Source organism: Nocardia arthritidis, assembly GCF_011801145.1.
GTDB lineage: Bacteria > Actinomycetota > Actinomycetes > Mycobacteriales > Mycobacteriaceae > Nocardia > Nocardia arthritidis_A.
In genome coordinates this window covers 4,741,521-4,768,511 of the sequence record NZ_CP046172.1, presented here as the reverse complement: position 1 = coordinate 4,768,511, position 26,991 = coordinate 4,741,521, and the positions used below count along the sequence as shown (strand labels likewise).

Annotated in this window: 24 protein-coding genes; 9 read left to right on the top strand and 15 right to left on the bottom strand. The window is 66.7% G+C overall.

Translation table 11 applies throughout. From position 1 onward, the window contains the following. Positions 1–190: 190 nt before the first annotated feature. The 3 genes from F5544_RS21535 (at position 191) to F5544_RS21525 (ending at position 2,843) form a co-directional block, all read left to right on the top strand. Positions 191–1,399: a site-specific integrase gene (locus F5544_RS21535; protein WP_167474857.1), complete on the top strand. Its 1,209-nt coding sequence runs from the start codon at positions 191–193 to the stop codon at positions 1,397–1,399. Positions 1,400–1,449: 50 nt separating this feature from the next. After that, on the top strand, positions 1,450–1,998 hold the full coding sequence (locus F5544_RS46435) for a hypothetical protein (RefSeq protein WP_238847370.1): 549 nt from the start codon (positions 1,450–1,452) through the stop codon (positions 1,996–1,998). A 167-nt stretch (positions 1,999–2,165) separates the two neighbouring features. Then, the gene (locus F5544_RS21525; RefSeq protein WP_167474855.1) at positions 2,166–2,843 is read left to right on the top strand and encodes a hypothetical protein; all 678 of its coding nucleotides are present in this window, start codon (positions 2,166–2,168) and stop codon (positions 2,841–2,843) included. A 424-nt stretch (positions 2,844–3,267) separates the two neighbouring features. On the opposite strand, the gene xylA is transcribed toward F5544_RS21525, so the two are convergent. The 6 genes from xylA to F5544_RS21495 all read right to left on the bottom strand — a co-directional run bounded on the left by xylA (position 3,268) and on the right by F5544_RS21495 (position 9,886). Next, positions 3,268–4,452 (bottom strand): xylose isomerase, encoded by a 1,185-nt coding sequence (xylA, locus tag F5544_RS21520; RefSeq protein ID WP_167479380.1) that lies wholly within the window; start codon positions 4,450–4,452, stop codon positions 3,268–3,270. Between the two features lie 176 nt (positions 4,453–4,628). Beyond that, on the bottom strand, positions 4,629–5,417 hold the full coding sequence (locus tag F5544_RS21515; RefSeq protein ID WP_167474854.1) for a carbon-nitrogen hydrolase family protein: 789 nt from the start codon (positions 5,415–5,417) through the stop codon (positions 4,629–4,631). Positions 5,418–6,089: 672 nt separating this feature from the next. Next, on the bottom strand, positions 6,090–7,037 hold the full coding sequence (locus F5544_RS21510; RefSeq protein ID WP_167474853.1) for a carbohydrate kinase family protein: 948 nt from the start codon (positions 7,035–7,037) through the stop codon (positions 6,090–6,092). Next, positions 7,030–7,812: an ATP-binding cassette domain-containing protein gene (locus F5544_RS21505; RefSeq protein ID WP_167474852.1), complete on the bottom strand. Its 783-nt coding sequence runs from the start codon at positions 7,810–7,812 to the stop codon at positions 7,030–7,032. The genes F5544_RS21510 and F5544_RS21505 overlap by 8 nt, the downstream gene beginning before the upstream one ends. Beyond that, positions 7,809–8,840, bottom strand: a complete 1,032-nt coding sequence (locus F5544_RS21500) for an ABC transporter permease (protein WP_167474851.1) — start codon at positions 8,838–8,840, stop codon at positions 7,809–7,811. The genes F5544_RS21505 and F5544_RS21500 overlap by 4 nt, the downstream gene beginning before the upstream one ends. Positions 8,841–8,845: 5 nt before the next feature. Then, positions 8,846–9,886, bottom strand: coding sequence for a sugar ABC transporter substrate-binding protein (locus F5544_RS21495; RefSeq protein WP_167474850.1), 1,041 nt, complete (start codon positions 9,884–9,886; stop codon positions 8,846–8,848). A 160-nt stretch (positions 9,887–10,046) separates the two neighbouring features. On the opposite strand from F5544_RS21495, the gene F5544_RS21490 reads away from it, so the two are divergent. Beyond that, positions 10,047–11,063 carry a LacI family DNA-binding transcriptional regulator gene (locus F5544_RS21490; protein ID WP_238847368.1) on the top strand — a complete coding sequence of 339 codons (1,017 nt, stop codon included), beginning with the start codon at positions 10,047–10,049 and terminating at the stop codon, positions 11,061–11,063. Position 11,064: 1 nt separating this feature from the next. Here the strand turns inward: F5544_RS21490 and F5544_RS21485 are convergent, their stop codons facing one another. After that, positions 11,065–11,556, bottom strand: a complete 492-nt coding sequence (locus tag F5544_RS21485; RefSeq protein ID WP_167474849.1) for a GNAT family N-acetyltransferase — start codon at positions 11,554–11,556, stop codon at positions 11,065–11,067. Positions 11,557–11,682: 126 nt separating this feature from the next. Here F5544_RS21485 and F5544_RS21480 point away from each other — a divergent pair, with 126 nt between their 5' ends. Next, positions 11,683–12,216, top strand: a complete 534-nt coding sequence (locus F5544_RS21480; RefSeq protein WP_167474848.1) for a hypothetical protein — start codon at positions 11,683–11,685, stop codon at positions 12,214–12,216. Positions 12,217–12,229: 13 nt separating this feature from the next. Here the strand turns inward: F5544_RS21480 and F5544_RS21475 are convergent, their stop codons facing one another. Together F5544_RS21475 and F5544_RS21470 are read right to left on the bottom strand one after the other, a co-directional pair. Beyond that, positions 12,230–12,712, bottom strand: coding sequence for a nitroreductase family deazaflavin-dependent oxidoreductase (locus F5544_RS21475; RefSeq protein WP_167474847.1), 483 nt, complete (start codon positions 12,710–12,712; stop codon positions 12,230–12,232). A 285-nt stretch (positions 12,713–12,997) separates the two neighbouring features. Continuing rightward, the gene (locus tag F5544_RS21470; protein ID WP_167474846.1) at positions 12,998–13,198 is read right to left on the bottom strand and encodes a hypothetical protein; all 201 of its coding nucleotides are present in this window, start codon (positions 13,196–13,198) and stop codon (positions 12,998–13,000) included. Between the two features lie 62 nt (positions 13,199–13,260). Between F5544_RS21470 and F5544_RS21465 the strand changes: the two genes are divergently transcribed. Beyond that, complete coding sequence (locus tag F5544_RS21465) at positions 13,261–14,298, top strand: helix-turn-helix transcriptional regulator (RefSeq protein ID WP_167474845.1); 1,038 nt, start codon at positions 13,261–13,263, stop codon at positions 14,296–14,298. Between the two features lie 7 nt (positions 14,299–14,305). Here the strand turns inward: F5544_RS21465 and F5544_RS21460 are convergent, their stop codons facing one another. Further along, a complete protein-coding gene (locus tag F5544_RS21460) occupies positions 14,306–15,253 on the bottom strand; it encodes an EamA family transporter (RefSeq protein WP_238847367.1) in 948 nt (315 codons plus the stop codon). A gap of 654 nt (positions 15,254–15,907) precedes the next feature. Here F5544_RS21460 and F5544_RS21455 point away from each other — a divergent pair. After that, positions 15,908–16,708, top strand: coding sequence for a VOC family protein (locus F5544_RS21455; protein ID WP_167474844.1), 801 nt, complete (start codon positions 15,908–15,910; stop codon positions 16,706–16,708). Positions 16,709–16,813: 105 nt separating this feature from the next. On the opposite strand, the gene F5544_RS21450 is transcribed toward F5544_RS21455, so the two are convergent. The 4 genes from F5544_RS21450 to F5544_RS21435 all read right to left on the bottom strand — a co-directional run bounded on the left by F5544_RS21450 (position 16,814) and on the right by F5544_RS21435 (position 22,137). After that, complete coding sequence (locus F5544_RS21450; RefSeq protein ID WP_203217618.1) at positions 16,814–18,313, bottom strand: sialidase family protein; 1,500 nt, start codon at positions 18,311–18,313, stop codon at positions 16,814–16,816. A gap of 234 nt (positions 18,314–18,547) precedes the next feature. Further along, positions 18,548–19,390 carry a hypothetical protein gene (locus tag F5544_RS21445; RefSeq protein ID WP_167474843.1) on the bottom strand — a complete coding sequence of 281 codons (843 nt, stop codon included), beginning with the start codon at positions 19,388–19,390 and terminating at the stop codon, positions 18,548–18,550. Positions 19,391–19,457: 67 nt separating this feature from the next. Beyond that, positions 19,458–21,743 (bottom strand): molybdopterin guanine dinucleotide-containing S/N-oxide reductase, encoded by a 2,286-nt coding sequence (locus F5544_RS21440; protein ID WP_167474842.1) that lies wholly within the window; start codon positions 21,741–21,743, stop codon positions 19,458–19,460. 64 nt (positions 21,744–21,807) lie between these two features. Then, the gene (locus F5544_RS21435) at positions 21,808–22,137 is read right to left on the bottom strand and encodes a rhodanese-like domain-containing protein (RefSeq protein ID WP_167474841.1); all 330 of its coding nucleotides are present in this window, start codon (positions 22,135–22,137) and stop codon (positions 21,808–21,810) included. Between the two features lie 87 nt (positions 22,138–22,224). Here F5544_RS21435 and F5544_RS21430 point away from each other — a divergent pair, with 87 nt between their 5' ends. Together F5544_RS21430 and F5544_RS21425 are read left to right on the top strand one after the other, a co-directional pair. After that, the gene (locus tag F5544_RS21430; protein ID WP_203217617.1) at positions 22,225–22,719 is read left to right on the top strand and encodes a MarR family winged helix-turn-helix transcriptional regulator; all 495 of its coding nucleotides are present in this window, start codon (positions 22,225–22,227) and stop codon (positions 22,717–22,719) included. A gap of 125 nt (positions 22,720–22,844) precedes the next feature. Next, positions 22,845–25,097 carry an MMPL family transporter gene (locus F5544_RS21425; RefSeq protein ID WP_167474839.1) on the top strand — a complete coding sequence of 751 codons (2,253 nt, stop codon included), beginning with the start codon at positions 22,845–22,847 and terminating at the stop codon, positions 25,095–25,097. Positions 25,098–25,173: 76 nt separating this feature from the next. On the opposite strand, the gene F5544_RS21420 is transcribed toward F5544_RS21425, so the two are convergent. Beyond that, a complete protein-coding gene (locus F5544_RS21420) occupies positions 25,174–26,556 on the bottom strand; it encodes a bifunctional lysylphosphatidylglycerol flippase/synthetase MprF (protein WP_167474838.1) in 1,383 nt (460 codons plus the stop codon). Positions 26,557–26,991: the final 435 nt, after the last annotated feature.

Sequence of the window (26,991 nt, the reverse complement as noted above, 5' to 3'; positions counted from 1 at the left end):
AAGGATCACCGCCAGCCTCGGCCGAGATTACCGGCGATTGCTGAACATTCGCCACTACCCGTGTCGGCGATTCCCGCCACCGCGCCGGACCCTACTTCCGCGAGGGCGCGACATCCGGCGCCCGGTTCGGCGGTTCGCGCGGGATCCTGTCGTACGCTTACGTTTTCGGCTGGACGACGGGAGTTGCGCGATGACGGAGCGGTCCGCGGTGGTCGCGGTGCCGGAGTCGGTGCGCACCCAGCTGCGGCACGGGGTGCGCAGCGTCCTCGTCGACGCCGCGGCGCTGCGGCTGGTGCGCGACCGGTTCGACGACGAGCAGGCGGGGGCACTGAGCCGATACCTGGAGGCGTCGCAGTCGGCGAATACTGTGCGCGCCTACCGCACCGATTGGCTGGCCTGGTCGGCCTGGTGCGCGGCCGAGGGACGCCGCGCACTGCCCGCCGACGCCCTGGATGTCGCGGTGTATCTCGCGGCGGCCGCCGACGCGCGCCGAGAGGGCGGCGAATGGGCGTTCAGCCCGGCGACGCTGGAACGCAAGGCGGCCGCCATCGCCGCGGTGCACGCCGCCAACGGTCTGCCATCGCCGACCAGATCCGATGTGGTGCGGTTGACCCTGCGCGGCATCCGCCGCAGCCGCCGGGCCCGGCCCGCGCGCAAACGCCCCGTGCTGCTGCACACGCTGGACCAATTGCTGGCGGGTCTGCCGGATCCGGGGTGGCCGTCCGAACCCGCGCGCCGGCGCGACGCCCTGGTGCTGCTGATCGGTTTCGCGGGTGCGCTGCGCCGCAGTGAGCTTGCCGGACTGCGGATTTCGGATATCGAGGTGAGCGTCGAGCACCGGACCGGCGAGCCGGTGCTGCTGGTGCGATTGCCGTCGACCAAGACCGACCCGACCGGCGTCGCCGAGCAGCGGGTGGCGCTGCCCCGCGGCCGCCGCCCGTCCACCTGCCCGGTGTGCGCGTTCGCCGATTGGCTGCGGCTGCGGGAAATCCATGACACGGCAGGCGAATCCGGTGTGCGAACCTGGCTGGCCACGGCCCCGGCCGTCGACGCCGGGATCCACCGCTGTCACGGATTCACCGGCAGCGTGCTCGCCGAATACCCTGAGCTGCCGCTGTTTCCGACGATCAACCGGCACGGCACGATCGGTGAGCGGCCCATGTCCGGGCGCGCGGTCGCCGAATTGGTGAAACGCTATGCGGCGCGGGCGGGTCTGGACCCCGACCTGTTCTCCGGCCATTCGCTGCGCGCAGGTTTCGCCACCCAGGCCGCCCTCGGCGGCGCCAGTGACCGCGAAATCATGCGCCAAGGCCGCTGGTCCAATCCGCGCACCGTCCACGGTTATATACGCACCGCGAATCCCTTGGAGGACAACGCCGTCACGAAACTCGGCCTGTGAGTGCGGTTTTGGGATGAATTGCATTAAATGCAACACTGCACATTGCCGCGATGGAGGCGACGACGCAGGTTGCGAGCAATTGCAACCCTAGCGTGTCGCCGCGATACGGCCTGCCCGAGCGCGCACTAATTCCGGGAAACGAACCGGGCTACTCCGTCACCGGCAGCGACATGCAGATGAAGGTGCCGGTTGTGTTGTTCGCTGCCGAGAGTGGTCAGAACCTGACAGCCTCCATGCTCATCAACAACACGCTGCGCAACATCCTGGACGACCGTCAGCAGATGAGCCCCAAGCTCTGGATCGAGCTCGAGCAGCGACCGGACGTGACGTTTCGGCACCACGATCACATGCTCGGTCCCAAACCCTTGAATCGGTGGCCGAAAGGCCAGCACATGATCCGTCTCGACAACAACATCGACGTCGATCACACGGGGAATGACCTCATCGCAATACCAATCCTGTTCCGCCACAACACCAACCCTACGGGCGGGCCGCACTTGCCCGGCATCAGTTCTCGCCGATACCCCACACCGGCGGCGGGCGAATACCGCACAGAAGCAATACCGCTACGTCACCAGTCATGTGCGCACTTGTCCTGATGCGGAACGGTCGATTCGCTGGGCCGTAGTGCCTCGGATGGCGGGACGAGTGTCTCGTTCCGGTGGTGGCGAGATTCGCTCGGATTTGGCTGATGCTCGCGTTGGTGGTGGATACGGGCGTACGCTCGGGCACAGGCAAATCGGCATTCGTACCGAGGTAACGCACCATGTGTGAAGGCGGAAGACTGCTCGCGGATTTCGAGGCCGGGACAAGTACCGTCCCGGTGGTTCCGGAGGCTGTGGCGTCCGCGCTGACGCAGACCGTCGACGGGCTGTGGGCGATCTGGGCGTACAAGGTGGCACGACCGGCCGGGGACCGATTCGTCCCGGCCACCCGAGGCGGACCTTATCCGGCCGACGCAATCGCCGAATGTGGGCTGCGGCGCGACCACCGCGCCCCGGATCCCAACTGCACCTGCGGTTTTCACGCCCTGTCCAGCCCGGATCCCTACCTGTACGGCAGCGCCTACCTGCCCCTGGAAGTTGCGCTCACGGGTCGAATCCTCGCCTTCGAATGGCCTCGCGGCGGCCTGCTGTTCCGGGCCGAGCGGCAGACCGTGGTCCGCGTCGGACACCGCCCGCTGCTCTCGGCACCGTTCCCTTCGACACCTCCCGATCCGCCGCTGGAGCCCGGCGGCCGGACCGCTCGCCTCCGTCCGGTGGATCCGCGCGACATCGACCGCGCGCGCCTGCGTCTCCCGGTCGAACCGCCCGCCGTGGTCCGCCTGTCCGACGACGCCGGCTTCTGCCGGACCGCCCCGGCGCGGTCTACTGCCCTGTTCGACAGCCCCGACCCCTGCGACGAAGCCGCGGAACCGACTGTGCGGGGCCTGGTTTCGAGTTAGGTTCCGTCTCCCGGCAGCTCGAGTTCTTCGACTTCACCGACCTGTCGGCTCAGCGGTCTGCGGGGTGATCGTGGTGGGCGATGGGAACGGCTCTGTCCGCGGCACAGTCATCGGCCTCATATCCGAGCCCGGCTCATCACTCCGGCGATACAGGCTCGAATCAGACATATACACGAAGGCCACCACTGCGCCGACCCCAGCCATGCCTACGAGGAACACAGCCACGCACAGAACATTCATCACTATGCGAGCGACCACGATCGCCCACCGAAACCAGCGGCGTATCGACGCGACATTCTCGGCCATCGGACCCTCCATCGCCAGTCCGTTCACAGGCCGAGTCGCTCGGTCTCCCGCCTTCGTTATCAGCTGACCTACGACGAAACCCGCACAGCCGCAATATCGTTACGGCATCGCACCGGGTTCAGCGGGCGCCCATCAGGTGTTCGACCATGAGTTGGTTCAGTGCGACGAAGCCGCAGCCGCGGGTGCCGGCGGCGTCCGGGTCGAAGGCGTCGATTCCCTTGTCGGACAATAGATCTTGCGCGGTTTCGGTCGATGTCAGTGTCGGCCGGTTCAGTTCGTCCACCTGGGCCAGCGAAAGCGCCTGCCGCACATCGGGGTCGGCGCGGAACGCGGTGGCGCGTTCGCGCAGCAGCAGATAGGTGCGCATATTCGCGGCCGCGGCCGCCCAGACTCCCGAAATGTCCTCGGTGCGTGCGGGTTTGAAGTCGAAGTGGCGGGGGCCGTGGTAGGCGGGGCCGCCGCCTGGGCCGCCGTGTTCGAGCAGGTCGACCAGGGCGAAGGCGTTGAGCAGGTCACCGTGACCGAATACCAGGTCCTGGTCGTATTTCACGCCGCGCTGACCGTTGAGGTCCAGGTGGAACAGTTTGCCGTGCCACAGCGCCTGCGCGATGCCGTGGGTGTAGTTGAGCCCGGCCATCTGCTCGTGCCCGACCTCCGGATTCAACCCGACCAGCTCCGAATGGTCCAGTGTCGCAACGAAAGCCAGCGCATGCCCGATCGTCGGCAGCAGGATGTCGCCGCGCGGCTCGTTCGGTTTCGGTTCGATCGCGAATCGGATGTCGTAGCCGCGGTCGAGCACGAAGGCGGTGAGCGTGTTCAGCGCCTCACGGTAGCGGTCCAACGCGGCCCGCACATCCTTGGCGGCATCGTATTCCGCGCCTTCGCGCCCGCCCCACAGCACGTAGGTGCCTGCCCCGAGTTCGGCGGCGAGTTCGATGTTGCGCAACACCTTTCGCAGCGCGAACCGCCGCACGTCGCGGTCGTTCGCGGTGAATCCGCCGTCCTTGAACACCGGGTGGGTGAACAGGTTCGTCGTCATCATCGGCACCACCAGCCCGGCCTCCGACAGCGCCTTGCGGAACCGTTCGACGATCCGGTCCCGCTGCGCGGCGGTCGCGCCGAACGGGATCAGGTCGTCGTCGTGGCACGTGATGCCGTAAGCGCCGAGTTCGGCCAGCCGGTGCACCGCCGCAACCGGATCCAGCGCGGGCCTGGTCGGATCCCCGAACGGGTCGCGGCCCTGCCAGCCCACCGTCCACAACCCGAACGAGAACCTGTCCTCTTTCACCGGGGTCGGCGTCATCTCGTCACCCTTCTGCCGCGAGCCGGATCGCCTGCCGTAGTTCAGCATCCACGCCGCGGCCGGTTCGCACACGGTTTTCCGCACCGATGCCGAACCGGTATCGGTGCGGCCCGCTCACGGAGTATCGAATGCGATTGCCGCGAGACGGCCCGAGTGCGACAGCCGGTCGAACCGTTTCAGTAGCGCCGGTTCGCCAGCACGGGAAGGGTTTTGCGCCAGTCGTCGACCTGACCGGGATCGATGTCGGCGATCAGCAGGTCCGGGTCGGGGCCGAGTTCGGCGAGTACCGTGCCGCCGGATCCGATGACGGCGCTGTGGCCGACCCCGAGTGGGGCGGTGGGGTTGCTGACGGTGGCGGGCCGCGCCTGACCGCAGGCCGCGACGAGGGCGGTGGCGTCGAGGGCGCGGGCCCGGGCCAGCAGCCGCCACTGGTCCACCTTGCCCGGCCCGTCACCCCAGGACGCGGCGACCACGATCAGGTCGGCGCCGTCGGCGGCGAGCCGCTGGAACAGCCCGGGGAACCGGATGTCGTAGCAGGTGGCGAAACCCACTGTGGTTCCGGCGATTTCGGCGAGCACCGGATGCTCGCCCGGGGCGACGGTGGCCGATTCGGTGAACCCGAACGCGTCGTAGAGGTGGATCTTGTCGTAGTGGGTGTCGACGCCGCCGCCGGTGATGAGCAGGGTATTGCGCACCCGCCCGTCCTCGGCCGGGGTGAACATGCCCGCGACCACCGTGACCGCGGCCTCCTCGGCGATCCGCCGCACCGCGTCCGCCCACGGCCCGTCGACGGGTTCGGCGACCGCGGCGAGATTGCCGCCGAACCGCCGCATCATCGCCTCCGGGAACACCACCAGCCGCGCCCCCGCCGCCGCGGCCCGCCCCGTGTACTCCCGCACCACGCCCAGGTTCTCGCCCGGATCGGCGGTGCTGTTCACCTGTGCCAACGCGATTCTGCCAAGCATGATCCGATCCCTTCTGCCACCCAGTATTCTGCCGGATCACCGAACCCGCCCGGTGGTGCGGGTCGACTGCCGTTGTGCTGTCGTTCGACCATCACCGCTTGCCGACATCGTGGGCCGTTCAGAGGTTGTGCTCGGTGGATTCCGCCTGCGGTTGGGAGTGATCGGTAGGTCGGGTCTCGGGTCACGTCGCTACGACGGCTGAATCGCCCCAGGTAGGTGCGTGGTGCGTCGGCAAGCGGCGTTTCGGTTCTCGCCTCGGATGCCACTGTTCCCGCGTAGGTTTCAGTTTCGCGCGCATGCAAGAGCGTGTGCGGGAAGCCAATTGATGCGCCGGAACGGATTACCTACGTGTTCAAAGGTGAATAAAGGCTGCCGCACCCCGTCTTCGAACCGCACATTCGTTGTACGGGGTGTGCCGAATAGGGACGGGGTGCGGCGCTATCGACGAACGGGTCACGGCCGACCCGGTCCCATTTGGCGGGAACGAGACCCCGCCTGCCAACGAACCCCGCGCCTATCTCGGGCGATTCCGTCGTCGTGGCGACGCGACCACCATACGACGCACCGATCACTCCCAACACGCAGCCCAACCGCCAAGTCAGCGCGGTACCCCCGGCCAACCAGCCCCCACACCTACCTCAGGCGATCCAGTCGCCGCAGCGCCCCCAACCATCACTGCCCCAACTCCGCCAACGTGGGCGGATCCGCACCACGCCGGGTGCAGGTGATCGCCGCGATCAACGCCGCCTCTTCCAATACCGCGCCGAACTCACCGTCCCCCAACGCGCCCAACGCATTTCGACGACCAACGCCGAGCAGGTCGCGGCGTCTGAACCCGGCGAGCAGTCCCGCGGTGAACGCGTCACCGGCGCCCACGGTGTCCACCACCCGCACCGCACGCCCCGGACAACGCACCGGTTCGGCACCCTCGGCGGTCATCCCGATGGCGCCGTCACCGCCGAGCGTCAGCACCACGACCGCGGGTCCACGCGAAACCCATTCGCGCAGCACGTCTTCCACCGCACGCCCGGGATACAGCCAGGCCAGGTCCTCGGCGCTGGCTTTGACGACGTCGGCCAACGGAAGCATCCGTTCGACGCGGGCGAGCATGTCGGCGCGGTCGGTGAGCAGGGGTCGGCAGTTCGGGTCGTAGGAGATGGTGCATTCGGCGCGGGTGACGAGCCGCATCAGCGCGTCCGCGCCCGGCGGCAGTACCAGCGCCAGCGAACCGGTGTGCAGCGCAACGACATTGCCGTCCAGCGCGGTGGCCAGTTCGCGGTCGGTCCACTGCCAGTCGGCGGTGCCGTCGATGCGGAAGTCGTAGTCGGCGCCGCCGTCCGGTGCGAGGTCCACCAGCGCCAGCGAGGACGGTTCGGTGGCCGCGACCGCATGATCGAGGTCGATTCCGTTGCTCGACAGGTGTTTACGGATGCGGCGGCCGAGCAGATCGGTGCCGATGCGGGCCAGCATCCGCGCCGGGACCCCCAAACGGGCCAGCCCCACCGCGACATTGGCGGGGCTGCCGCCGGGCGCGGCATGGAACTGGTCGGGCGGGCCCGCGGGCACCAGGTCGACCAGCGCCTCACCGGCGACGGCGATGACGCCGCGCGGTTCAGACACCGTGACCGTCGACTTCGGTGCCCGCCATCGCCCCCGTCATGATGGCGACCGCGTCGGACATGGAGTGTTCGTGCGGCCGGATCACCGCGACCCGCCGCCCGAGCCGCTGAATGTGCACGCGGTCGGCGATCTCGAAGACGTTGGGCATGTTGTGGCTGATCACGATGACCGGCAGCCCGCGGTCGCGGACCTCGCGGATGAGGTCGAGCACCATCCCGGTTTCCTTGACGCCGAGCGCGGCGGTCGGTTCGTCCATGATCACCACATGCCGGGCGAAGGCCGCGCTGCGCGCCACCGCGACGCCCTGACGCTGCCCGCCCGACAGGGTTTCCACATCCTGTTTCATGGACCGGATGCCGATCTTCAGATTCTCCATATGCGCCTGGGATTCGGCGAGCATGCGTTTCTTGTCCAGCATCCGGAAAACCGTACCGAGCACGCCGCGGCGGCGGATCTCCCGGCCCAGGAACAGGTTCTCGGCGATATCGAGCGCGGGTGCGACGGCCAGATCCTGATAGACGGTTTCGATGCCCGCCCGGCGCGCATCGATGGGGCTGCGGAAGCGAACGGGCTTGCCGTCCAACAGGATTTCGCCCTCGTCCGGGACGATCGCCCCGGACAGCGCCTTGATCAGCGTCGATTTCCCGGCACCGTTGTCGCCGATGACGGCGAGGATCTCGCCGGGGTAGAGCTCGAAATCCGCGCCGTCCAGCGCGGTGACGTGCCCGTAGCGTTTCACCAGACGCTTCGCCTGCAGCACCGGAGTCGCGCTCACTTCTGCCTCCTGCGGTTGAGCTGGTCGATGGCGACGGCCGCGATCACCAGGATGCCGGTGATCAGCGTCTGATAGATCGAGGCCACCCCGATCAGCTGCAGCCCGTTTCGGATGATGCCGACGATCAACGCGCCGAGCAGGGTGCCGATCACGCTGCCCCGGCCACCGAAAAGGCTTGTGCCGCCGAGCACTACGGCGGTGATCGAGTCGAGGTTGTCGGTTTGGCCCGCGTTCGGGTCGCCTACCCCGGTGCGGGCCACCAGCAGCAGGGCCGCGACGCCGTAGATCAGTCCCGCCGCGGTGTATACGCCGAGAAGTACTCGGCGCGTGTCGATTCCGGTGAGCCGCGCCGCCTCCGGATTGTTGCCGACCGCGTACACGTGCCGCCCGGCCGCGGTCAGCCGCAGCACATACCAGGCGATGGCGAACAGCATCAGCATCATCACCGACCCGTAGGTGATGTCGGTGTCGCCGAGCGGAAAGGTCTTGTCGAAGAACGTCAACGCGCCCGGCAGCCCCGAAATCGTCTGTTCCTGCGAATAGATGTGGGTGAGCGCGAACGCGATCCCGTAGGTGCCGAGGGTGACAATGAACGGCGGCAGCTTCACCCAGCTCACCAAAGTGCCGTTCAGCAAACCGAATCCGGCCGTCAACGCCAATCCGAGCGCGATCGCCACCAGCGGCGGCAACCCGGAATCGACCGCGAGTTTGGTGATCGCGATATTGCCGAGCGCCATCACCGCACCGTTGGACAGATCGATTCCGGCCGTCAGGATGATCAGCGTCTGCCCGATCGCCAACGTACCGACCACCATCACCTGTTGCACGATCAGCGAGAAGTTGCCGCCGGTGAGGAATCGGTCCGAGCGCGCGGCGAAGAACGCCACCGCGATCACGATCGCCAGGATGGGGCCGATATTGGGCAGGGCAAGGATTTTCGCGAACGTCAACCGGCCCGCGACGGCGGAGGCCCCTGCGCCGGGCCGCGTCACCGCCACCTCCGCCGAATCATTCTGCGCTGCAGCCATTCTCATCAGCCCCAGCAGTTGTCCAGGCCGTACTGCACGTCCTTGGACTCCACGCCCGCCTGCGGTTTCCCGGTGATCAGGTTGACGCCGGTATCGGTGTATCCGGAGGTCTTCTTACCGTTCTTCGCGAAATCGACCACCGCCTGCACACCTTTGCTCGCCATCAGCAGCGGATACTGCTGGGAGGTGGCCGCGATCCTGCCGTCCTGCACCGCCTTCACCCCGGAGCAGCCGCCGTCGACCGAGACGATCAGCACATCCTTCTCCTTGCCCGCGGTCTTCAGCGCGGTGTACGCACCGAGCGCCGACGGCTCGTTGATGGTGTAGACGACGTTGACGCCCGGATCCTTCTGCAGGCAGGTCTCCATCGCCGACTGCGCCTTCGCCTGATCGCCCTCGGCCGGTTGCGCGCACACCACATTCGGCGCGGACACGTCTTCCTTCATCTCCTGGGTGGCCTGCGCCGCACCGTATCCGGTCAGAAAACCGTTGTGCCGCAACACACCTACCGTGACACCGGGATTCAGGTCGATCATCGCGATCTTCACCGGCTTGTCGCCCTCGACGGCCTTGGCGTATTTGCCGATCAGCTGGCCGGCGGTGAAATTGTTGGTGGCGAACAGCGCATCGACCGCGCTCTGCGGATCGGTCGGCGTGTCCAGCGCGATCACCTCGACGCCCTTCGCGCGCGCCTTGGTGACGGCGGGAACGATCGCCTTGGTATCGCTCGCGGTGATCAGGATGCCCTTCGCGCCCGCGTTCACCATGTTCTCGATGGCGGTGACCTGGCTGGCGTTGTCGCCGTCGAACTTCCCGGCGGCGGTCAGCAATTTCACCCCGGCCGCGTCGGCCTCCTTCTGCGCGCCCTGTTTCATCTTCACGAAGAAGGGGTTGGTGTCGGTCTTGGTGATCAAACCGACCACCACCTGACCCGAATCGGATTTCGATCCGCTACCACAGGCGGTCGCGGCGAAGGCCAGTGCGGTGACCGCGATCCCGACGCCGGCCAGGCGTGCGGTGCGGCCGATGGGGTGTTGCGAGAACATCGGCGTACTCCTGAAAAACGGTCATAGAAGACAACGTTGTCAGAACCATAGAATGTGACGTGGCTCATGTCCAGGGCCGCGAAACACCGGTATTGACCAGCTTTATGGCGTGTGTGAAGCGAGGTAGGCGATGTCGGCGTCGGCCGATTCGGAGGCAGCGTTGTCAGGCCGCAGGGGCGCCACCATGCGCGATGTCGCGGCACTGGCCGGGGTGAGCATCAAAACCGTATCCCGGGTGGTGCGCGGCGAGCCCGGCGTCTCGGCCGCGCTCACCCGCCGCGTCACCGACGCGGTGACCATGCTCGACTACCGGCACAACCTGGCCGCGAGCACGCTGCGCGGCCTGGACCGCAAAACCGCCGCAATCGGTCTCGTCCTGATGGATGTCGCCAATCCCTATGCCTCCCAACTACATCGGGCCGTCGAGGACTTCGCCCACGAACGCGGAACCCTGGTGTTCGCGGTGAGCAGCGACGAGGACCCGGCCCGCCAGCGCCAGGTGCTCGACGCGCTGCTGTCGCGGCGGGTGGACGGACTCATCGTGATGCCCGTCGGCGACGAATACCCGTTGCTGCTGCACGAACAGCGCCGCGGCACCCCCGTCGTACTGGTCGACCGGGCCGAGGACGGCGCCGGCCTCGACAGCGTCACCGTCGACAACCGCGACGGCGCCGCCACCGCCACCGGCCACCTGGCCGCGCACGGGCACCGCCGCATCGCCTTCCTCGGCGACCTGCACACCATCCGGACCGCCGCCGAACGCTACGCCGGTTACGTGGAAGGCTTGGCGCGCAACGCGATTGCCCTCGACCCCACACTGATCCGGCACGACCTGCGCTGCATCGAGTCCGCCGAACGCGCCGCGGGCGAACTCCTCGACGCGGCGGACCCGCCCACCGCGCTGTTCAGCGGACAGAACCTGATCACCATCGGCGTGCTGCGCGCCGTGCAGCGCCGTGGCCGCCAAAACCGGGTCGCCGTAGTCGGATTCGACGATCTGCCGCTGGCCGAACTACTCGATCCCGCGCTCACCGCCGTCGCCCAGAATCCCGCGGCGATCGGCAGGGCCGCGGCCGAACTCCTGTTCGCACGCCTCGACGGCGACGCCGGACCACCCCGGCACACGATCGTGCCGACACGACTGCTGGTACGCGGATCGGGCGAACTGCGCCCCTGACTCAGAGCTCCATATCGAACCACACCTGGTCGCGCAGCGGAATCCCGTCCACATCAATCCATTCCGGATAACCGGTGTGCGCGCCGAACGCGTCGCGCACGATCCGGCTCATCCGGAACCCGCAGCGCTGATAGAACCGCAGATTGCCGATATCGGTTGCCGCCGTTGCCACCTCGACCCGGCTCATCCCCGCCTTACCCGCCTCGGCGATCGCCAGCTCGACCATCCGCCGCCCGATTCCCTTGCCGCGCAACGGTTCCGCAATACCCAGGTTGACGATCTCCCAGCTCACACCGTCCGCCTCGGGCGCGGCCAGCAACTGACCGACGATCTCCCCGGCGTCGGTCACCGCGACCCACACCCGCCCGGTGTCGCGATAGCTGTAGAGCATCTGATCGGATTCCTCGGCCAACCGCATCAGCCATTCGATCCGGCCGCGGTCCCCGTCGTACTCCTCGATCCGCACCGCGTCCGCTGTCATATCCTCGGGCATTCGTGCAGCGTATCCGGACCGCGACGAGCCCGACCAACCCTTTTCGGCGCGCTCGGCCCGCCCGTCGCGCACGGCAGTGTGGGCAACTCGGCCGCGAGATGACCTGTCACGTGACACGCTTGAGCGGTGTTGACGTTGAAGATGAGCGACGCCGCGGTGAAAGTTCTTGGCGTACTTGACGGATTCACCGGTCTGGAACCCCCGGCGGGTCTGGCCGCCGAACTACGGCCACACGTCGAATCGGGTTTCAGCCAGCACGACGACGTGATCACCTGGGCCGATTCCAGCGCCGTCGTCGACAAATCCGCCCGCGAACACTTCGACCTCACCGGCTGGGAATGCGCGGCCAGCCTGCTACATCTCGAGGATTTCGTCCCGGTCACCGTCGGCCACCACAACGGACGCCCGATCATCGCCGAGGCCGATCAGCGCGTCCTGCTACAACACGGAATCGCGCTGGCCCGCACGCTCGCCCGCCAGGTCTACACGCTGGTGCCGCGAATCGGGGTGCGGTTCATCATCGACGCCAACGACACCAACGCGACCTTCCGCTTCCACCGCATCCGGCCCGGCGAGGAATGGAACCTCCCCGACCTCGACACGTACATCAACTCCAAACCGGTCGTCGTCGACATCGAACCCTTCGACCGAATCGGTTGAGCCGCAACAGAATTCAGTCCTCGATTCGGCGCAGCTCGAAGATGCGGAACTCACGGAAACCCGACAGCGCGTACTCCATCTCGTAGCCGGGCCAGAATTCCACCGCCAGATCCCACAGCCGCTTGCGATCCACATCGGTCGCCTCGGCGACCCGCACCGGGAACCGCTCGCCGCCGTGCCGCACCGTCGCCGTCGACGCGGCGCGCAAATTCGCCGACCACGCCGGATGTTTCGGGCTACCCCAGTTGGAGCCGATCACCACGAACGCCTCGCCGTTCGGCACGTACAGCAGCGAGGTGGTCCGCGGCGTCCCGGTCTTGCGGCCGCGCACGGTGATCTCGATCGACGGCAGCCCCGCCAGATCGAGCACACCCATCCGTCCACCGGTCAACCGCCGGATCAACCGCTCGGCGGGCACCACCACCGGCGACATGCTCATCACCCACGGTTGCTGCGCGAGCCGCCGAGCGAACGCGGGCAGCGGATTCGACACCATGGGCACGATATTGACAGAACCACAGGCCGGGCAGGGTCTCGGCGCGCCCCGGTGAGAGCACCATCACTCACGGATGCCCGCCCAGACCGAAAAACAGCTCCCATCCAGCCAATTCACCAACCGACCGGTCTGATCTCCGGGATTCCAGGCCCACTCCCGCCCACCAACGCGGACGACGCCGTTCCCGCGCAACCTTCAGCTTCCCGCGTAGGCGATAGACAACGCGCGAAGTCGATTGCCGCGTGTGCACCGCGTCGGCGCGCACTCCGGGCTCCCACCTCGCCCTCATCGCGGCCAATTACGTGGCGCGGCATCGACTTCGAAGCCGGGGCGCACCCGGTAGCGCCTGCTCGGGTCGTCGAACAGCCAATTCAGCAGCGACAGCACCGGGCGTTCGGTGACAGATCGGTCGGATTCTTCGGATTCCGGGGCGCTGGTGGTCGAAAAGAACAGATCAGCGTCCTCATGCACTTGGGAAATAGTCACCGAGCGAAGGTAATCGGCACTCACTGACATCTTCTGTCAGTGGTCGCTGGAAGAATTCGGACGTGCGCGCCAGCCGACTGGTCTCCATCCTCCTGCTCCTGCAAACCCGCGGCAGGCTCACCGCCGCCCAACTCGCCGAACACCTCGAGGTCTCGGTCCGCACCATCTACCGCGACATCGACGCGCTCAGCGCCTCCGGCGTACCCCTCTTCGGCGAACCCGGCAAGGACGGCGGCTACCAGATCCTCGACGGATACCGCACCAAACTCACCGGCCTCACCGCCGACGAGGCACAGAGCCTGTTCCTCACCGGATTACCCAAAACCGCGGCCGATCTCGGCCTCGGCGACGCCGTCACCACCGCCCGGCTCAAACTCACCGCCGCCCTGTCACCCGAACTGCGCGACCGCGCCGACCGCATCGCCAAACGCTTCCTCATCGACCGGCTCCCCTGGTACAGCGAATCCGAAGAGGTACCGTTCCTGCCCACCGTCGCCGACGCCGTCTGGAACCAACACCTGCTCACCATGCGCTACCACCGCCAATGGGCCGACCAGACCGTCGTCACCCGCACCGTCGCCCCCTACGGCATCGTCGCCAAGGCCGGCCTGTGGTACCTCGTCGCCCGGCACACCGAACAGCAGACCGAACATATCCGCACCTACCGCGTCTCGCGCATCCTCCGGCTCGACACCCTCACCGAAACCTTCGACCGCCCAACCGATTTCGAACTCACCGACTACTGGCACACCCTCCTCTCAGACCTCGATACCCGCCGCCGGACGGGCCAGGCCATCGTCCGCCTGTCCCCCGACGCACTGCGCCGCCTCCCCGACGTCCTCGACCCGCTCATGACCGCCGCCGTCGAACACACCGCGCTCACCCCCGACGAATACGGCTGGTACCGCGCCGTCATCCCCATCGAATCCACCGAACGCGCACTGGGCCAACTACTTTCCCTCGGCGCGGGCGTGGAGATCCTGGCCCCCGCCGACCTGCGCGAAGCGGCCGTCGCCGTGATCCGCGGGCTCGCCAACACCTACCTCACCCCCGCATGCGGTGAAATCACCGATGCCCCAGCATGTTCCGATCGTTGCTGAGACCGGATCAGCGGTCCGGGACCGCGGTCTCCGGCATGCTCAGTTGCACCAGCAGCGCGCCGAACACCATGACCACCGCACCGACCATCTGCGCAACACCCAGCGACTGGCCGAGCAGCAGCCACGCCAGCACCGCCGCGACCAGAGGTTCCGCCACGGCCAGCACGCTCGCCGGCGCCGAGGGTAGATCACGCAGCGCCCGCAGCCCCACCAGATAGGGCAGCGCGGTACCCACCACGGCCAGAACCAGCAGCACCAGCCACACAGGCATATCAACGCCACCCAGCACAGCCGAGGCGGTGAGCAGCTCCCCGGGCAACGTCCACGGCGGGGTGAACACCGCCATCACCACCGCGCCGACGGCCAACCCGACCGCGGTCAGCCCCGCCGGGTCATGCCTGTTCGCACCGTGCTCGCCGAGCAGAAAGTACCCGGCCGAACAGATCGCCGAACCCAAACCGGCTGCGACACCGAGCATGTCCAGCTCGCCGTCACGCCAAATCTGCGCGACCAAGGCCAATCCGGCCACCGCCGATCCGATACCGAACCACACCCACCCCGGCAGCCGCGTGCGCCGCACCACCCGCACCCACAGCGCGACCAGCGCGGGCGCGAGATTCACCAACACCATCGCCACCCCAACCGGAACCCGCGCCACCGCAACGAAGAACAACAATTGCACCCCCGCGACACCAAGCACCCCGTAGCCGAGCAGCAGCCACAAATCGGTACGCCGAAAGCGCAGCGCCCGGGGCCGCAACACCGCCACCACCGGTACCAGCAACACCGCGGCCAACGCGATCCGCACCGAAGTCACCGCCGCAGGCGACCAACCCGCCCCCATCACCGCCTTGGCCAACGGCCCGGAACTCGCGAACAACACCCACGACGTCAAACACCACCCGGTCGCCTGAGCCCGGATCGCCGCCCGCCCAGCTCTTTCCGTCACCACCACGGTTGCAGTGTGACCAACCGATCACCGATCCGACCACCGAATTTCTGACGACTCACGCGTATTCAGCAGTGCCACAACAGTTCTCGACCTCCTCAGACGTGGACGCACACAGGCATCGGCGCCACCGCCACTTGCCGCGGGTGAGACGGCGCATCGCAGACGACCTACGCGTCCGTCACGAAGACGCAGGCGGATCGCGGCGTGATCGGTTGGGCAACATGAGTTGTCCGGCGGATTGCCCATCGGATCGACGAATCCTGTGCGGACACACCTCGAGGTCATGTCTAATCAAAGATGCTGCCGTTCCGGTTCGAGCCAGTAATCGGCTCGGCCTCCGGATGCGATGCCCTGGCGGTCGGATTGCGGGTTCTCCGTTGCGGAAGCTTGTGGCCATGTCGGGAGGCGATGGTGTCACCCGCATGATCGTCACGTCATGCGTTATTCACGGAAGATCAGTCGAAAACGGTTGGTCCAGTTGGGGTTCGGTGCACGACGGATCGTTTGCCGAGGCCGCCTGAGCGCAAGGGCAGTGATTATGAGCAGCGCCTCGGTCGTCGGCCACCTTCGGCCGCGGGTGGGAGGTCGGCGGTTGGTCCGCTTGTGGTCGCGAGCAGCTGATAACCGGGCAACCGCTAGCACAGAACGGAGAGACCGATGCCTGTACGTTCCACACCGTGGCCGGAAGGTACCCCCTGTTGGGTGGACTGCCAGGTCGACGACCCGGTCAAGGCGAGCGAGTTCTATGCCGCGTTGTTCGATTGGACCATCGAAGGTGGCGAGGAGGACGCCGGTGGCTACCTGATGGGGATGAAGGGCGGGAACGCGGTCGCCGGGATCGGCCCCAAACCGCAGGCCGGGATGCCCTCGGTGTGGACCACCTACCTCGCCGCCGACGATGCCGACGCGGTCGCCGGAAAGGTGTCCGCCGCCGGCGGCCAGGTGCTCACGCCTCCGTTCGATGTGCTCGACGCGGGACGTATGTTCATCGGCGTGGACACCGTCGGCGCGGTGTTCGGCGTCTGGCAGGCTCGCGCGCACAACGGCGCCGCAGTCCACAACGAACACGGCTCCTACTGCTGGAACGAGCTGCACACCCGGGATCTCGCCGCCGCCGAGAAGTTCTACGCCGACACCTTCGGCTTCACCTACACCGACGTCGGCGACGGCAAGACCATGATCTACGCGATGTTCACTCCACGCGGCGGCGAACAGCCCGCGGGCGGCATGAACGACGACACCGTGATGCCGGTCGAGCCGGTGCCCAGCCACTGGCTGACCTGGTTCCAGTTCGACGACGTCGATGCCGGGGTGGCGCGGGCCTCCGAGCTCGGCGCGACGGTCGTCATGCCCGCCTCGGATTCGCCGGTCGGCCGGATGGCGATGGTCGCGGCGCCGCAGGGTGAGGTGTTCGGGCTCATCGACACGGCCGTGACCGTAGGAGAGATGCCGCAGTAGCACTCTCACAGGTGAGGGCCGGCCGAGCACACAGCGATCTCGGCCGGCCCTTGCCCGATACGCGGTTCCCGCAACGGCAGTGATCGAAAAGCATTGCGGCGGAGCTCATCTGGTGATCGTCGTACTGTCGGCGGTCGCGGTGAAGATATCGGTGCGGTTGTCGAGATTCTGGTCGTTGGTCGCTGCGAACAATGGGCGGAAGCCGGTTGGGGTTGCGGCGAGTCCGTCGTAATCACCGAGGAAGTAACCTTCGGCGTTCGGGGCGGTGAACATGTCGAACGAACCGGCGATATGAGTTTCGGACCAGGTCGCCCCGCCGTCGGAGGAAGTCACCAGCCAGTAGTCCGTGGGCAGGGTCGTTGTGTTGTCCGCGGCGAGGTTGCGGAAGTCGTAGTAGGACACGGCGATCGATCCGTTCACTCCGGCGCGCACGGTCGGGGTGAAGGCAGGAGTGTTCGTGGTTGTGTTGACCTCGATGGGGTCGGACCAGGTCGCTCCGTTGTCGGTGGACTTCGAGAAGGCGATGCCGTCGTGGTCGCCACCGCTGAACCTGTTGTCCTGCCAGGTCACATACAACGCCCCGGTGCGGGAGTCGACGGCGATCTCTGGGATACCGCCGCCGGTCCTGATCGTGGCACCGGTGTTGGGGTCGGTGACGCCGCCCTCCTGCACCTGGTCGACAGTGGTGGGTCCGGACCAGGTGGCTCCGTGATCGGTCGAGGTGATGATCGCGATGCTGGTGCTCCCGTTCGAGATCAGGTCGAAGACGTCGACCAGGGTTCCGTTGGGCAGCACCACGATCTGATTGCCGATGGTCTGGGCATTCTGACCGGGGTCGAAAATGGTTGTCGTGGACCAGGTCGCGCCACCGTCGGTGGTACGGGCGAGCATCGTGGGGCCGCTGCTCGCCTGCGCCCGTTCGTGCAACGCCTCCGCGGCACTGCGGTTGGCTTTGGAGGTCGAGAGCCGATCCCAGGTGGCGTAGACGTAATGCGCATCGGCGGGGTCGGCGGTGATCGAGACCTTGTCGTTGAGCACACCGGCCGCGGTGTCCGCAATGAGGGAGATGGGGTCGCTCCAGGTGTCGCCGCCGTCGGTGGACCTGCTGACAGACATCCCGTTGTTCGGGTTGGAGCTGTTGAGTGGCTGCGAGACGTAATACAACGTCCCGTCGGGTGCGAAGGTGACCCAGGGGTCGGTGGCGCGCTCGTAGTCGCCGCCGTTGCTCGCATTGCCACCGGCGCAGTGGGTGATGTGCGGGATGACGACTTGCTTCCAGGTCGCTCCGCCGTCATGGGAGACACCGGCCATATCGCTGTTGGCGCCGCCATCGGACCACCGATCCTGCTGGTAGCCGGCGACGATATTGTTCGGATTGGTCGGATTGATCGCGATTTGTGGCTCGACCTTGGTGTTGGGGTAGTTGGTCCCCGTCTGCGGTGCGCCATTACAGCCGGAGGCGAACGGGGTGGGACCGGAGACAACGACGGGTGGGGTCGCGGTGGCGGAGGCGAAGGCGAAGGGTGTGCCCAGGCCCATACTCGCGGCGACGGCGGTCGCTGCGGCGAATGAGGCGGTGAATGCGGTGGATAGGGGGCGACGCATTGGTTCTCCCGGCGTACTCGGACAGCGTGCGGCCGTCACTGAAATTCGTGCGAGGAAATCCGGCGATGGCGGTCGCCGGCGAACGCGACAGGCGCTGGCCCGCCCGCTGCCGGCAAGCTGCGGCAGACCATCCGACACCTATCGTGTGGCCATTGTAGGTTTCGTTGTCCCACAACATAATTAGTGTTCAAGTGGGGAGCAGCGCTGGACCGAATATGTCTCGATACGATGCCCTCAGCAATCGAGGCAGGCTTGCAGGGCCCGACGGTACACTTCGGCCGCCAACTGGAAGTGTTCCGCGTTGGATCGGCTGAAGTATTCGAGACTGACCCCGCTGTTGAGCTCGAGCACTTCGAGTCCTCGATCGGACTGCACGATATCGATCGATGCGAACGAGATGCCCAATGCCGTCGCGGCCTGCTTCGCCAACGCGGCCAACGCCGCACATGTCGCGGAGTCGTCCACAACCACCGGAACCGCGCCGTGTTCGAGATTGTGCCGCCAGTCGCGGTGCCCGTCCGGCCGCACCTTCTCGAAGATCAGCTCGGCACCGCCCCGCAGATAGATCACCCGAAATTCCCGCTCGATCGCGACCAACGGACACACCGCCAACGTCCGGTGCGCACGCGCGAGCGCTCTGACCACCGTCAGATATCCGGACACCGACGTCGCCCGGAACACGTCCAGACCTCCCCGGCCCGTACACGGTTTGACCACCAGCGGCACCGGCACCCGATCCAATACCGCCAACGCGCCGACCTCGAACTCGGCCTCGGCGGCGACCCACAGCAGTTCGTGATGGATGTGCGGTACACCATCGCGTGCGAGCACCACCGAGGTGGCCACCTTGTCGTCGGCGAGGTGCGCCGCGGACAAGTCGTTGAGCGGAAAGGCGTACCCGACCAGATGCTGTTGTCGGCCCGCGTAGCGCAGATGAGCAACCCAGTGATCGGAGTACCACGTCAGATCCACATCGAGTTGCCGGGCGGCGTATTCGATCTGCGCTACGAAGCAGCGACGGCGCACCGCTCCCGGGCCGTGCGGACTCTCCGGACTCGCCCCGCTCGCAGCCAACATGCGGCAAGTATAGGGAAATCCCAACGCGCAGAACCTATTTGCCCCAATCCGGGCGACCGTCAACCCGTCAGCGTTCGATAACCGGCGGGCCGCTCACGCTCAGTTCCGGTACCACACCCGTGTACTTCTCGATCTCGACCAGCGACAGCTGCCCGGTGCATCCCTGGCTCAACCTCGATGTGCCACGGTCATTCGTCACCGCGTTCGGATTTCCGTGACGACAGAACGACGGGTCCGCCGGGTCGGGGTCGTACCATGCGCCCGTCGACAGTTGCGCGACGCCGGGACGCAACGCCTCGTCGACCCGCACTCCGGCCAGGCAACTGCCCCGGTCGTTGAAGATCCGCGCGATATCGCCGTCGGCGAGGCCGCGGGCGGCCGCGTCGGCCGGATGCAGCCGAACCGGTTCGCGCCCGGACACTTTCGTGGATTGACTGTGCGCGCCCACATCGAGCTGGCTGTGCAATTTGGTGCGCGGCTGATTGGCGACCAACTGGATCGGGAACCGGGCGGCCAGCGGACCGCCCAACCATTCCTCGGGTGCCAACCACACCGGATGCCCCGGGCAGTCGTCGTAACCGAATCCGGCGATGGTTTCGGAGAAGATCTCGATCCGGCCGCTCGGCGTCGGCAACGGATGCGCCGCCGGATCGGCCCGGAAGTCGGCGAAGGCGATATGCTCCTCTGCCTCGATCGGCAACTCCAGCCGTTCACCGGCCCAGAACGCGTCGAAATCCGGCAGTTCGTACCCGTCGGCGACCAGCTGCTCCCGCCACTGCTCGTATAGGTGCCGCAACCACTCCTGCGCGGTCCGGCCCTCGGTGAATTCCTTTCCGACACCGAGCCTTTCGGCCAGCTCGCCCAGCGTCCAGTAGTCGTCGCGGGCCTGCCCGTGCGGCTGGGTGAGCGCACGCATCGGGAAGAAGAACCGGTCGCCCTGGCCGGAGCCGTAGTCGTCGCGCTCGATGGTCATGGTGGACGGCAGCACGATATCGGCGTGCCGCGCGGTCGCCGACCAGAACGGATCGTGCACCACAATGGTCTCCGGCCGGGCGAACGCCGACCGCAACCGCGCCAGGTTCTGGTGGTGATGGAACGGATTGCCGCCGGCCCAATAGATCATCTTGATATCGGGGAAGGTGCGATGCTCGCCGTCGTACTCGTACGGCGCACCGGGATTCAGCAGCATGTCGGCGATCCGCGCGACCGGTATGAACTCACGCACCGCGTTCCGGCCCTGCGGCAGCCGCGGCGGCGAGGTAACCCGAACGGCCATACCGACATTCGCGGCGGACCCGTAGCCGTGCCCGAAACCGCCGCCCGGCAAACCGATCTGGCCCAGCATCGCGGCCAGCACAACGCCCAGCCACAGCGGCTGCTCGCCGTGTTCGGCCCGCTGCAGCGACCAGCTCACGGTGATCAGCGTTCTGGTGCCCGCCATCTCACGCGCCAACGACCGGATCCGGTCCGCCGCGACACCGGTGATCGCCGCCGCCCACTCCGGATCCTTGACCACACCGTCGGACTCGCCGCGCAGGTAGGCCGCGAAACGGTGGTAACCCACCGTGTAGCGGTCCAGAAAGTCCTTGTCCGCCAGGCCTTCCGCGTCCAGCACCTGCGCGAGCGCGAGCATCAGCGCCGCATCGCTGCCCGGATGCGGCGCGATCCACTCCGCCGCCGCCTCGGCCGGGATGTCGTCGCGCAGCGGCCCGACCGTGACGAACCGGCATCCGTTCGCCTTGGCCGTCTCGATCCAGCCGCGGGTGTTGTGCCGGGACACCCCGCCCGGTGACACCGCGGAATTCTTCGGCGACAGACCGCCGAACGCGACCACCAGCCGGGCCTCCCGCGCGACAACCGATTTCGTGGTCGACCGCGCCATGATCGTGTCGATATCGGTGATGATGTGCGGCAGCAGCACGGTGGACGCGCCCAGGCTGTAGCTGTTGCGGTGCGCGACATAACCGCCGAGGCAGTTCAAGAACCGGTGCACCTGACTCTGCGCATGATGGAACCGCCCCGCGCTGGCCCACCCATAGGAGCCGCCGTACACCGCCTCCGGCCCGTATTCCCGGTAGACCCTTGCCAATTCGCCCGCCAGCAGATCGAGCGCCTTCTCCCACGACACCGGAACGAACGGCTCGTCCCCGCGCGCGGCGGCGCCTGGACCGTGCTCCAGCCAACCCTTGCGCACATACGGCTGATCGATCCGCGTCGGATGATGTTGCGCCGAGGCCACGTTCTCGATCAACGGTGTCGGTTCCGGATCGTCGCGCCATGGCCGCACCTCGGTCAACCGAATACCGTCGCTGGTGGCCTCGAAGGCCCCCCAGTGCGTGAGATGCGTTGTCATACCTCTCAAGCTACGCCGGCGTACCGACAGAGTCGGACCCCACGAATTCGTGGGGTCCGATCGATCAGGCCTCGGATTCCACCGGCAGCCCGGCCTCGGTCCAGTCCTGGATCCCGGCCCGGTAGGCCCGCACGTTCGTGTAGCCCAGGGCGCGCAGCTTGGCGGCGACCTGCTCGCTGTTCGGGCAGACCGTATTCGAGCAGTAGGTGACGATGGCCGCGTCCCGATCCGGAAGCAGTTGCGCCGCACGGCTGTCCACCTCGTCGGCGACCAGCGGCACCGCACCCGGCAGATGCGCCTTCTCGTAATAACCCGCACCGAGGGCATCGAGCACCGTCACCGTGCCCGCCTCGATCGCCGCCGCCAGCTCGGCCCGTTCGATGACTGTCGTCATGGCTTTCCCTTCCTCAACGCATGAAGTATGTGCGTGTGCACGCTACTATATGCGTGCGCGCGCACACAAGTGGATATGATCGACACCGTGCCCCCGGACAAAACCACCGACGAACACCGCGACGCCGCGGCCACCGCCTGGTCCGCCCTCCTGCGCGTACACGCCCAACTCGTCCCACGCCTCGACGCCGACCTGCGCCGCGACCCCGGACTGCCCCTCGCCTGGTACGACGTACTCCTCGAACTCGACGGCGTCCCCCCACTGCGCATGTCCGACCTCGGCGAACGCGTCGTCCTCAGCCGCACCAGGGTCAGCAGGCTCGTCACCGAAATGGAATCCGCCGGACTCGTCACCCGCACCGCCAACCCCGACGACGGTCGCTCCGCCTTCGTCGCCATCACCGACACCGGCCGCGAACGCCTGCACCGCGCCGCACCCCGCTACCGCGACGGCATCGCCGGCCACTTCGCCGACCGCCTCGACACCGCCGAACTCACCGCCCTCGCAACCACACTCGGCAAAATCCTCGATCCACCACGACTGTCCGTAACGAACCGCGCCGGAATCCGAAGCAAACCGTAGTGCCCGAACCGCGGGTACCTTGGTGACGACATATGCGTCGATAACCCGGAAAGGATGCGGCCCTTGCCATTTCGCGCGACGGACCGATCACCACTGCCCGCCCGCCGCGAATCGGAGGCCGCCTGATGTTCGCACGCTGGGGAGCACTCGTCCACCGCCTGCGCTACGCCGTACTCACCGTCGTCACCGCCGCACTGCTCGCACTCGGCGGCTACGGATTCGGTGTCGAAGATCACCTCAGCTCCAGCGGCCTGTTCGACCTCACCTCCGAATCCGCCCACGCCGCACAGATTTCCGACGACATATACGGCCGCAACCACGACGGCGACGTCCTGCTCCTGTTCACCCCGCCGCCGGGCAAAACCGTCGACGACCCCGAATACAGCGCCGACGTCATCGAATTCCTGAAAAGCCTGCCCCGCGACCATCCCAACGAAATCGCCGCCATCAACGGCTCCTACTGGCCCGCCGCCGGCGGCAAACTCAGCGGCACCCAAGCCGCCACCCCGGACAAAACCAAAGCATTCGCCGCACTAGCCATCCGCGGCGACAACGACACCGACATGGTGAACAACTACCGGAAAGTCAAGGACGCCTTCACCTTTCCCGGCATGCAGGTCGCCGGGCTGCAGGCCGTCGGCGGCACCATCAACGACACCATGTCACACGACATCAAACGGATGGAAAAACTCGCCATCCCCGTCGTCGCGATCCTGCTCTTCTTCATCTTCGGCGGACTCGTCGCCGCCGCACTGCCACTCATCGTCGGCGCGCTCACCGTGGTCGGCGCCAACGGCATCATCATGGCCCTCACCCACCTCACTGAGGTGAACACCTTTGTCTCCGGCGTGATCTCGATGGTCGGGCTCGGCCTCGCCATCGACTACGGACTGTTCATCGTCAGCCGATTCCGCGAAGAACTCGCCGAGGGCTACGACACCCCCGCCGCCGTCCGCCGCGCCGTGATGACCGCGGGACGCACCGTCGTCTTCTCCGCCACCATGATCATCGCCAGCCTCGCCGGGCTGCTGCTCTTCCCCCAAGGCTTCCTCAAATCCCTTGCCTACGGCGCCATCGCCACCGTCTCACTGGCCGCGCTCACCGCCATCACCATCCTGCCCGCCGCACTCGCCGTCCTCGGCAAACGCGTCGACATGTTGGGGCTGAAGCGCTTCCGCCGCACCAAGACCGCCGAACAGGTCGAAAACGGATTCTGGCGACGCAGCACCCGCTGGGTGATGCAACGCCCACTGCGCGTGGCCATCCCGCTCTGCATCGGACTGTTCCTGCTCATCCTCCCGATGAAACACCTCGTATTCGGCGGGCTCAGCGAGAAATACCTGCCCGTCGACAACCCCGTCCGCTCCGCACAAACCGAATTCGACCAGCTCTTCAAACTCCGCAAGGCCGACCCGCTCATGCTGATCGTCCTGTCCGACAACCGAAACGACGTCGGACAGGTCTACCACCTCGCCAACAAAGCCCCCGGACTCATCGAGGAATTCAACGTCCCCGAACCCGCCGCCGAACACCCCGGCGTCTACCGCATGCAGGCCCGGCTCGCCGATTCCGCCAAGGGCGGCACCACCATCGACTACCTGCGCGACCTCGACCTGCCAGCGGGCACCACCCTGCTCGTCGGCGGCAAACCCGCACTCGAAAAGGACAGCATCGACGCGCTGCTCTACCGCATCCCCGTGATGATCGTGCTCGTCGTCTTCCTCACCACGCTGCTGATGTTCCTCACCTTCGGCTCACTCGTACTGCCCATCAAGGCCGCCCTCATGAGCGCGCTCGGCCTCGGCTCCACCCTCGGCATCCTCACCTGGATCTTCATCGACGGTCACGGATCCCGGCTGCTCAACTTCACCCCGCAACCGATCATGGCACCGGTGCTGGTGCTCATCATCGCCATCATCTACGGCCTGTCCACCGACTACGAGGTATTCCTGCTCTCCCGCATGGCCGAGGCTCGGGCCAAGGGCGTCAGCACCACCGAAGCCGTCCAGGCCGGCACCGCGCACACCGGACGCATCATCACCGCCGCCGCCCTGATCCTGCTCGTCGTCACCGGCGCATTCGCCTTCTCCGATCTGGTGATGATGCAGTACATCGCCTACGGCATGATCGCGGCGCTGCTCATCGACGCCACCGTACTGCGCATGCTGCTCGTCCCCGCCATCATGAAACTCCTCGGTGACGACTGCTGGTGGGCCCCCGCCTGGATGAAGAAGGTGCAGCAGAAGATCGGCCTCGGCGAACCCGTACTCGCCGCCGAACTGCCCACCGGGACCGAGATCGTCGACCTCGTCGAAACCACCCCGGTCACCGACCCACCGACGGTACGACTCGAAATCTCCGACCTACCAACGAAATAACGGTTCGTCCATCCGCGCAGGTGAACCCGGTAAAAATGCGTCGGCCGCACCGAGAAGCCCGGTGCGGCCGACGAATTCAGAACTGCTTGCGGTGCGGCACGAACTCCAGCGTCAACATGGCGGCCGCCGCGATCACCACCTCACGCCAGCGGATCAACGCGTACCGCTGACTCGACAGCGCGTGGAACTTTCGCAGATACCGGTACAGCGACTCCAGCCGGATCAGCGGATCACCGAGGTGCACGAGCAGATACATCAGCTGCGCCGTGCGCGAGCGCTGCTTGTCGGCGAACAACTCGGGAAATGCCGCGAACGCCAACGAGATTCGCTCGATCTTCTGCTCCCGCGCGTAGTCGACCAGATCGACGACCATCCGCTCGTCCAAACCGTTCGGCGCATCCTTGCGCCGCCACGGCACATCGAGACTCAGCTCCCGGCCGCCGCCCGATACGCCGTACCGCTGGAACCCGACCACCCGGCCGTCCGCGTCCCGCGCCAGCACCACCAGCATGTTCGGATTCCGGCCGTCCAGCAGATGATCGAGGATCATCGAGAAACCGCGGCTCTGCCTGCCCGCATGCCACTCGTCGACAATGCCCAGCAGATCGGCGCGCAGCTGGTCCGGCAGCGCCGACTCGTGGATCACCTCGGTGCGCACCCCGAAGTTCTTGGTGCGGCTCACCGCCTGGCGCAGATTGCGGAACTTCCGCCCGACCATGTCGAACTTCGCCACCTCGATCACCACATCGCGCCCGATCGGCACCGGATGCAGCCCGCGATGCTCCAGCGCGCGGTACCGCCACAGCTCGCTGATCTCCGGGCTCGCGCCCAGCACCGCGATCCGCCATCCGTGGCTCATCGCGAATTCCGAGAAATCGCTGATCAATTCGGCGAAATCGCCGCGATTCCCGATCGGATCGCCCGCGACCACCGCGATACCGAACCGCGCCCGGTAGGCGATCGCGGCGGTGGACTGCGAGTTGAAGAAATACGTCTTCGACGAGTGCATCGCGAAGGGCGCCAACGGATCACCCTCGGTCCGGTCGACCAGCGCGGCCACCCGGTAAAGCTGCTGCGGCTCCGGCTTGCTCGACTGCGGCAACATCAGGATCAGGCCGGTCGAGGCCAGCAGCACGAAACCGACGCCGGGATGTTCGGCACGGTACGCGACGTTCGCGAACGCCAGCACGAACACCGCGACCGTCAAGTGCGGCAACGTGATCGGCCGGTGCAGATGCAGCCCGCGCGCGATGAAAACACCGGCCAGCGAGGCCGCGACGAACCAGGAATGATTCACCCCCTCGTGCATCGCCCGCACAGCCGAATACACCAGGATCAGGCTCACCGCCAACAGACCGGTCATCAAGATCGGCCGTACCACGGGCGCCGTGGTGAACGCTGTCTCGCGATAGGCGGTCAGCGTCGAGTTCCGCGCCACGATCCCCCCTTCCTCACCCATGCCGGTCACCGACCTTGCCGCGACGCTCACTAGACATGCTCGCCATGGAGGCCTCCCGCCATTTACACCGTATCAACCACACTATTCGCTTACCCGGGTACCATCGGCGGCCACCACGCCGGCCATCGACTTTCGGTATCCCTTCGCAATCCGACCCACCCGGCCGCCTCGGAGCGACCCCTCTCCTCTTTGCTGGCGTGGGGTAGGTCAACTTCACTTTTCTCGTCAACCTGTGCGGATGCAATCGTATTTCATAGGAGGAGTTACATAGTTAGATGCGCATATCTACGTATCATCATGTTGATTACCGTGGAAGCCGTTCTCGATCATCGACACCCCTGCTGACCGGCGTTTTCGCAACCTCGGCCCGTACCTCGATGTGACCGATCTCCCTACCCTGCAACGGGTTTCGATCGACTACCGGTCCACTCCCCA

Coding starts and splice junctions, on each gene's coding strand:
- F5544_RS21535 (WP_167474857.1), top strand. CDS start 191: ATGACGGAGCGGTCCGCGGTGGTCGCGGTGCCGGAGTCGGTGCGCACC.
- F5544_RS46435 (WP_238847370.1), top strand. CDS start 1,450: ATGGAGGCGACGACGCAGGTTGCGAGCAATTGCAACCCTAGCGTGTCG.
- F5544_RS21525 (WP_167474855.1), top strand. CDS start 2,166: ATGTGTGAAGGCGGAAGACTGCTCGCGGATTTCGAGGCCGGGACAAGT.
- xylA (WP_167479380.1), bottom strand. CDS start 4,452: ATGACGCCGACCCCGGTGAAAGAGGACAGGTTCTCGTTCGGGTTGTGG.
- F5544_RS21515 (WP_167474854.1), bottom strand. CDS start 5,417: ATGCTTGGCAGAATCGCGTTGGCACAGGTGAACAGCACCGCCGATCCG.
- F5544_RS21500 (WP_167474851.1), bottom strand. CDS start 8,840: ATGGCTGCAGCGCAGAATGATTCGGCGGAGGTGGCGGTGACGCGGCCC.
- F5544_RS21495 (WP_167474850.1), bottom strand. CDS start 9,886: ATGTTCTCGCAACACCCCATCGGCCGCACCGCACGCCTGGCCGGCGTC.
- F5544_RS21485 (WP_167474849.1), bottom strand. CDS start 11,556: ATGCCCGAGGATATGACAGCGGACGCGGTGCGGATCGAGGAGTACGAC.
- F5544_RS21475 (WP_167474847.1), bottom strand. CDS start 12,712: ATGGTGTCGAATCCGCTGCCCGCGTTCGCTCGGCGGCTCGCGCAGCAA.
- F5544_RS21455 (WP_167474844.1), top strand. CDS start 15,908: ATGCCTGTACGTTCCACACCGTGGCCGGAAGGTACCCCCTGTTGGGTG.
- F5544_RS21450 (WP_203217618.1), bottom strand. CDS start 18,313: ATGCGTCGCCCCCTATCCACCGCATTCACCGCCTCATTCGCCGCAGCG.
- F5544_RS21445 (WP_167474843.1), bottom strand. CDS start 19,390: ATGTTGGCTGCGAGCGGGGCGAGTCCGGAGAGTCCGCACGGCCCGGGA.
- F5544_RS21440 (WP_167474842.1), bottom strand. CDS start 21,743: ATGACAACGCATCTCACGCACTGGGGGGCCTTCGAGGCCACCAGCGAC.
- F5544_RS21435 (WP_167474841.1), bottom strand. CDS start 22,137: ATGACGACAGTCATCGAACGGGCCGAGCTGGCGGCGGCGATCGAGGCG.
- F5544_RS21425 (WP_167474839.1), top strand. CDS start 22,845: ATGTTCGCACGCTGGGGAGCACTCGTCCACCGCCTGCGCTACGCCGTA.
- F5544_RS21420 (WP_167474838.1), bottom strand. CDS start 26,556: ATGGGTGAGGAAGGGGGGATCGTGGCGCGGAACTCGACGCTGACCGCC.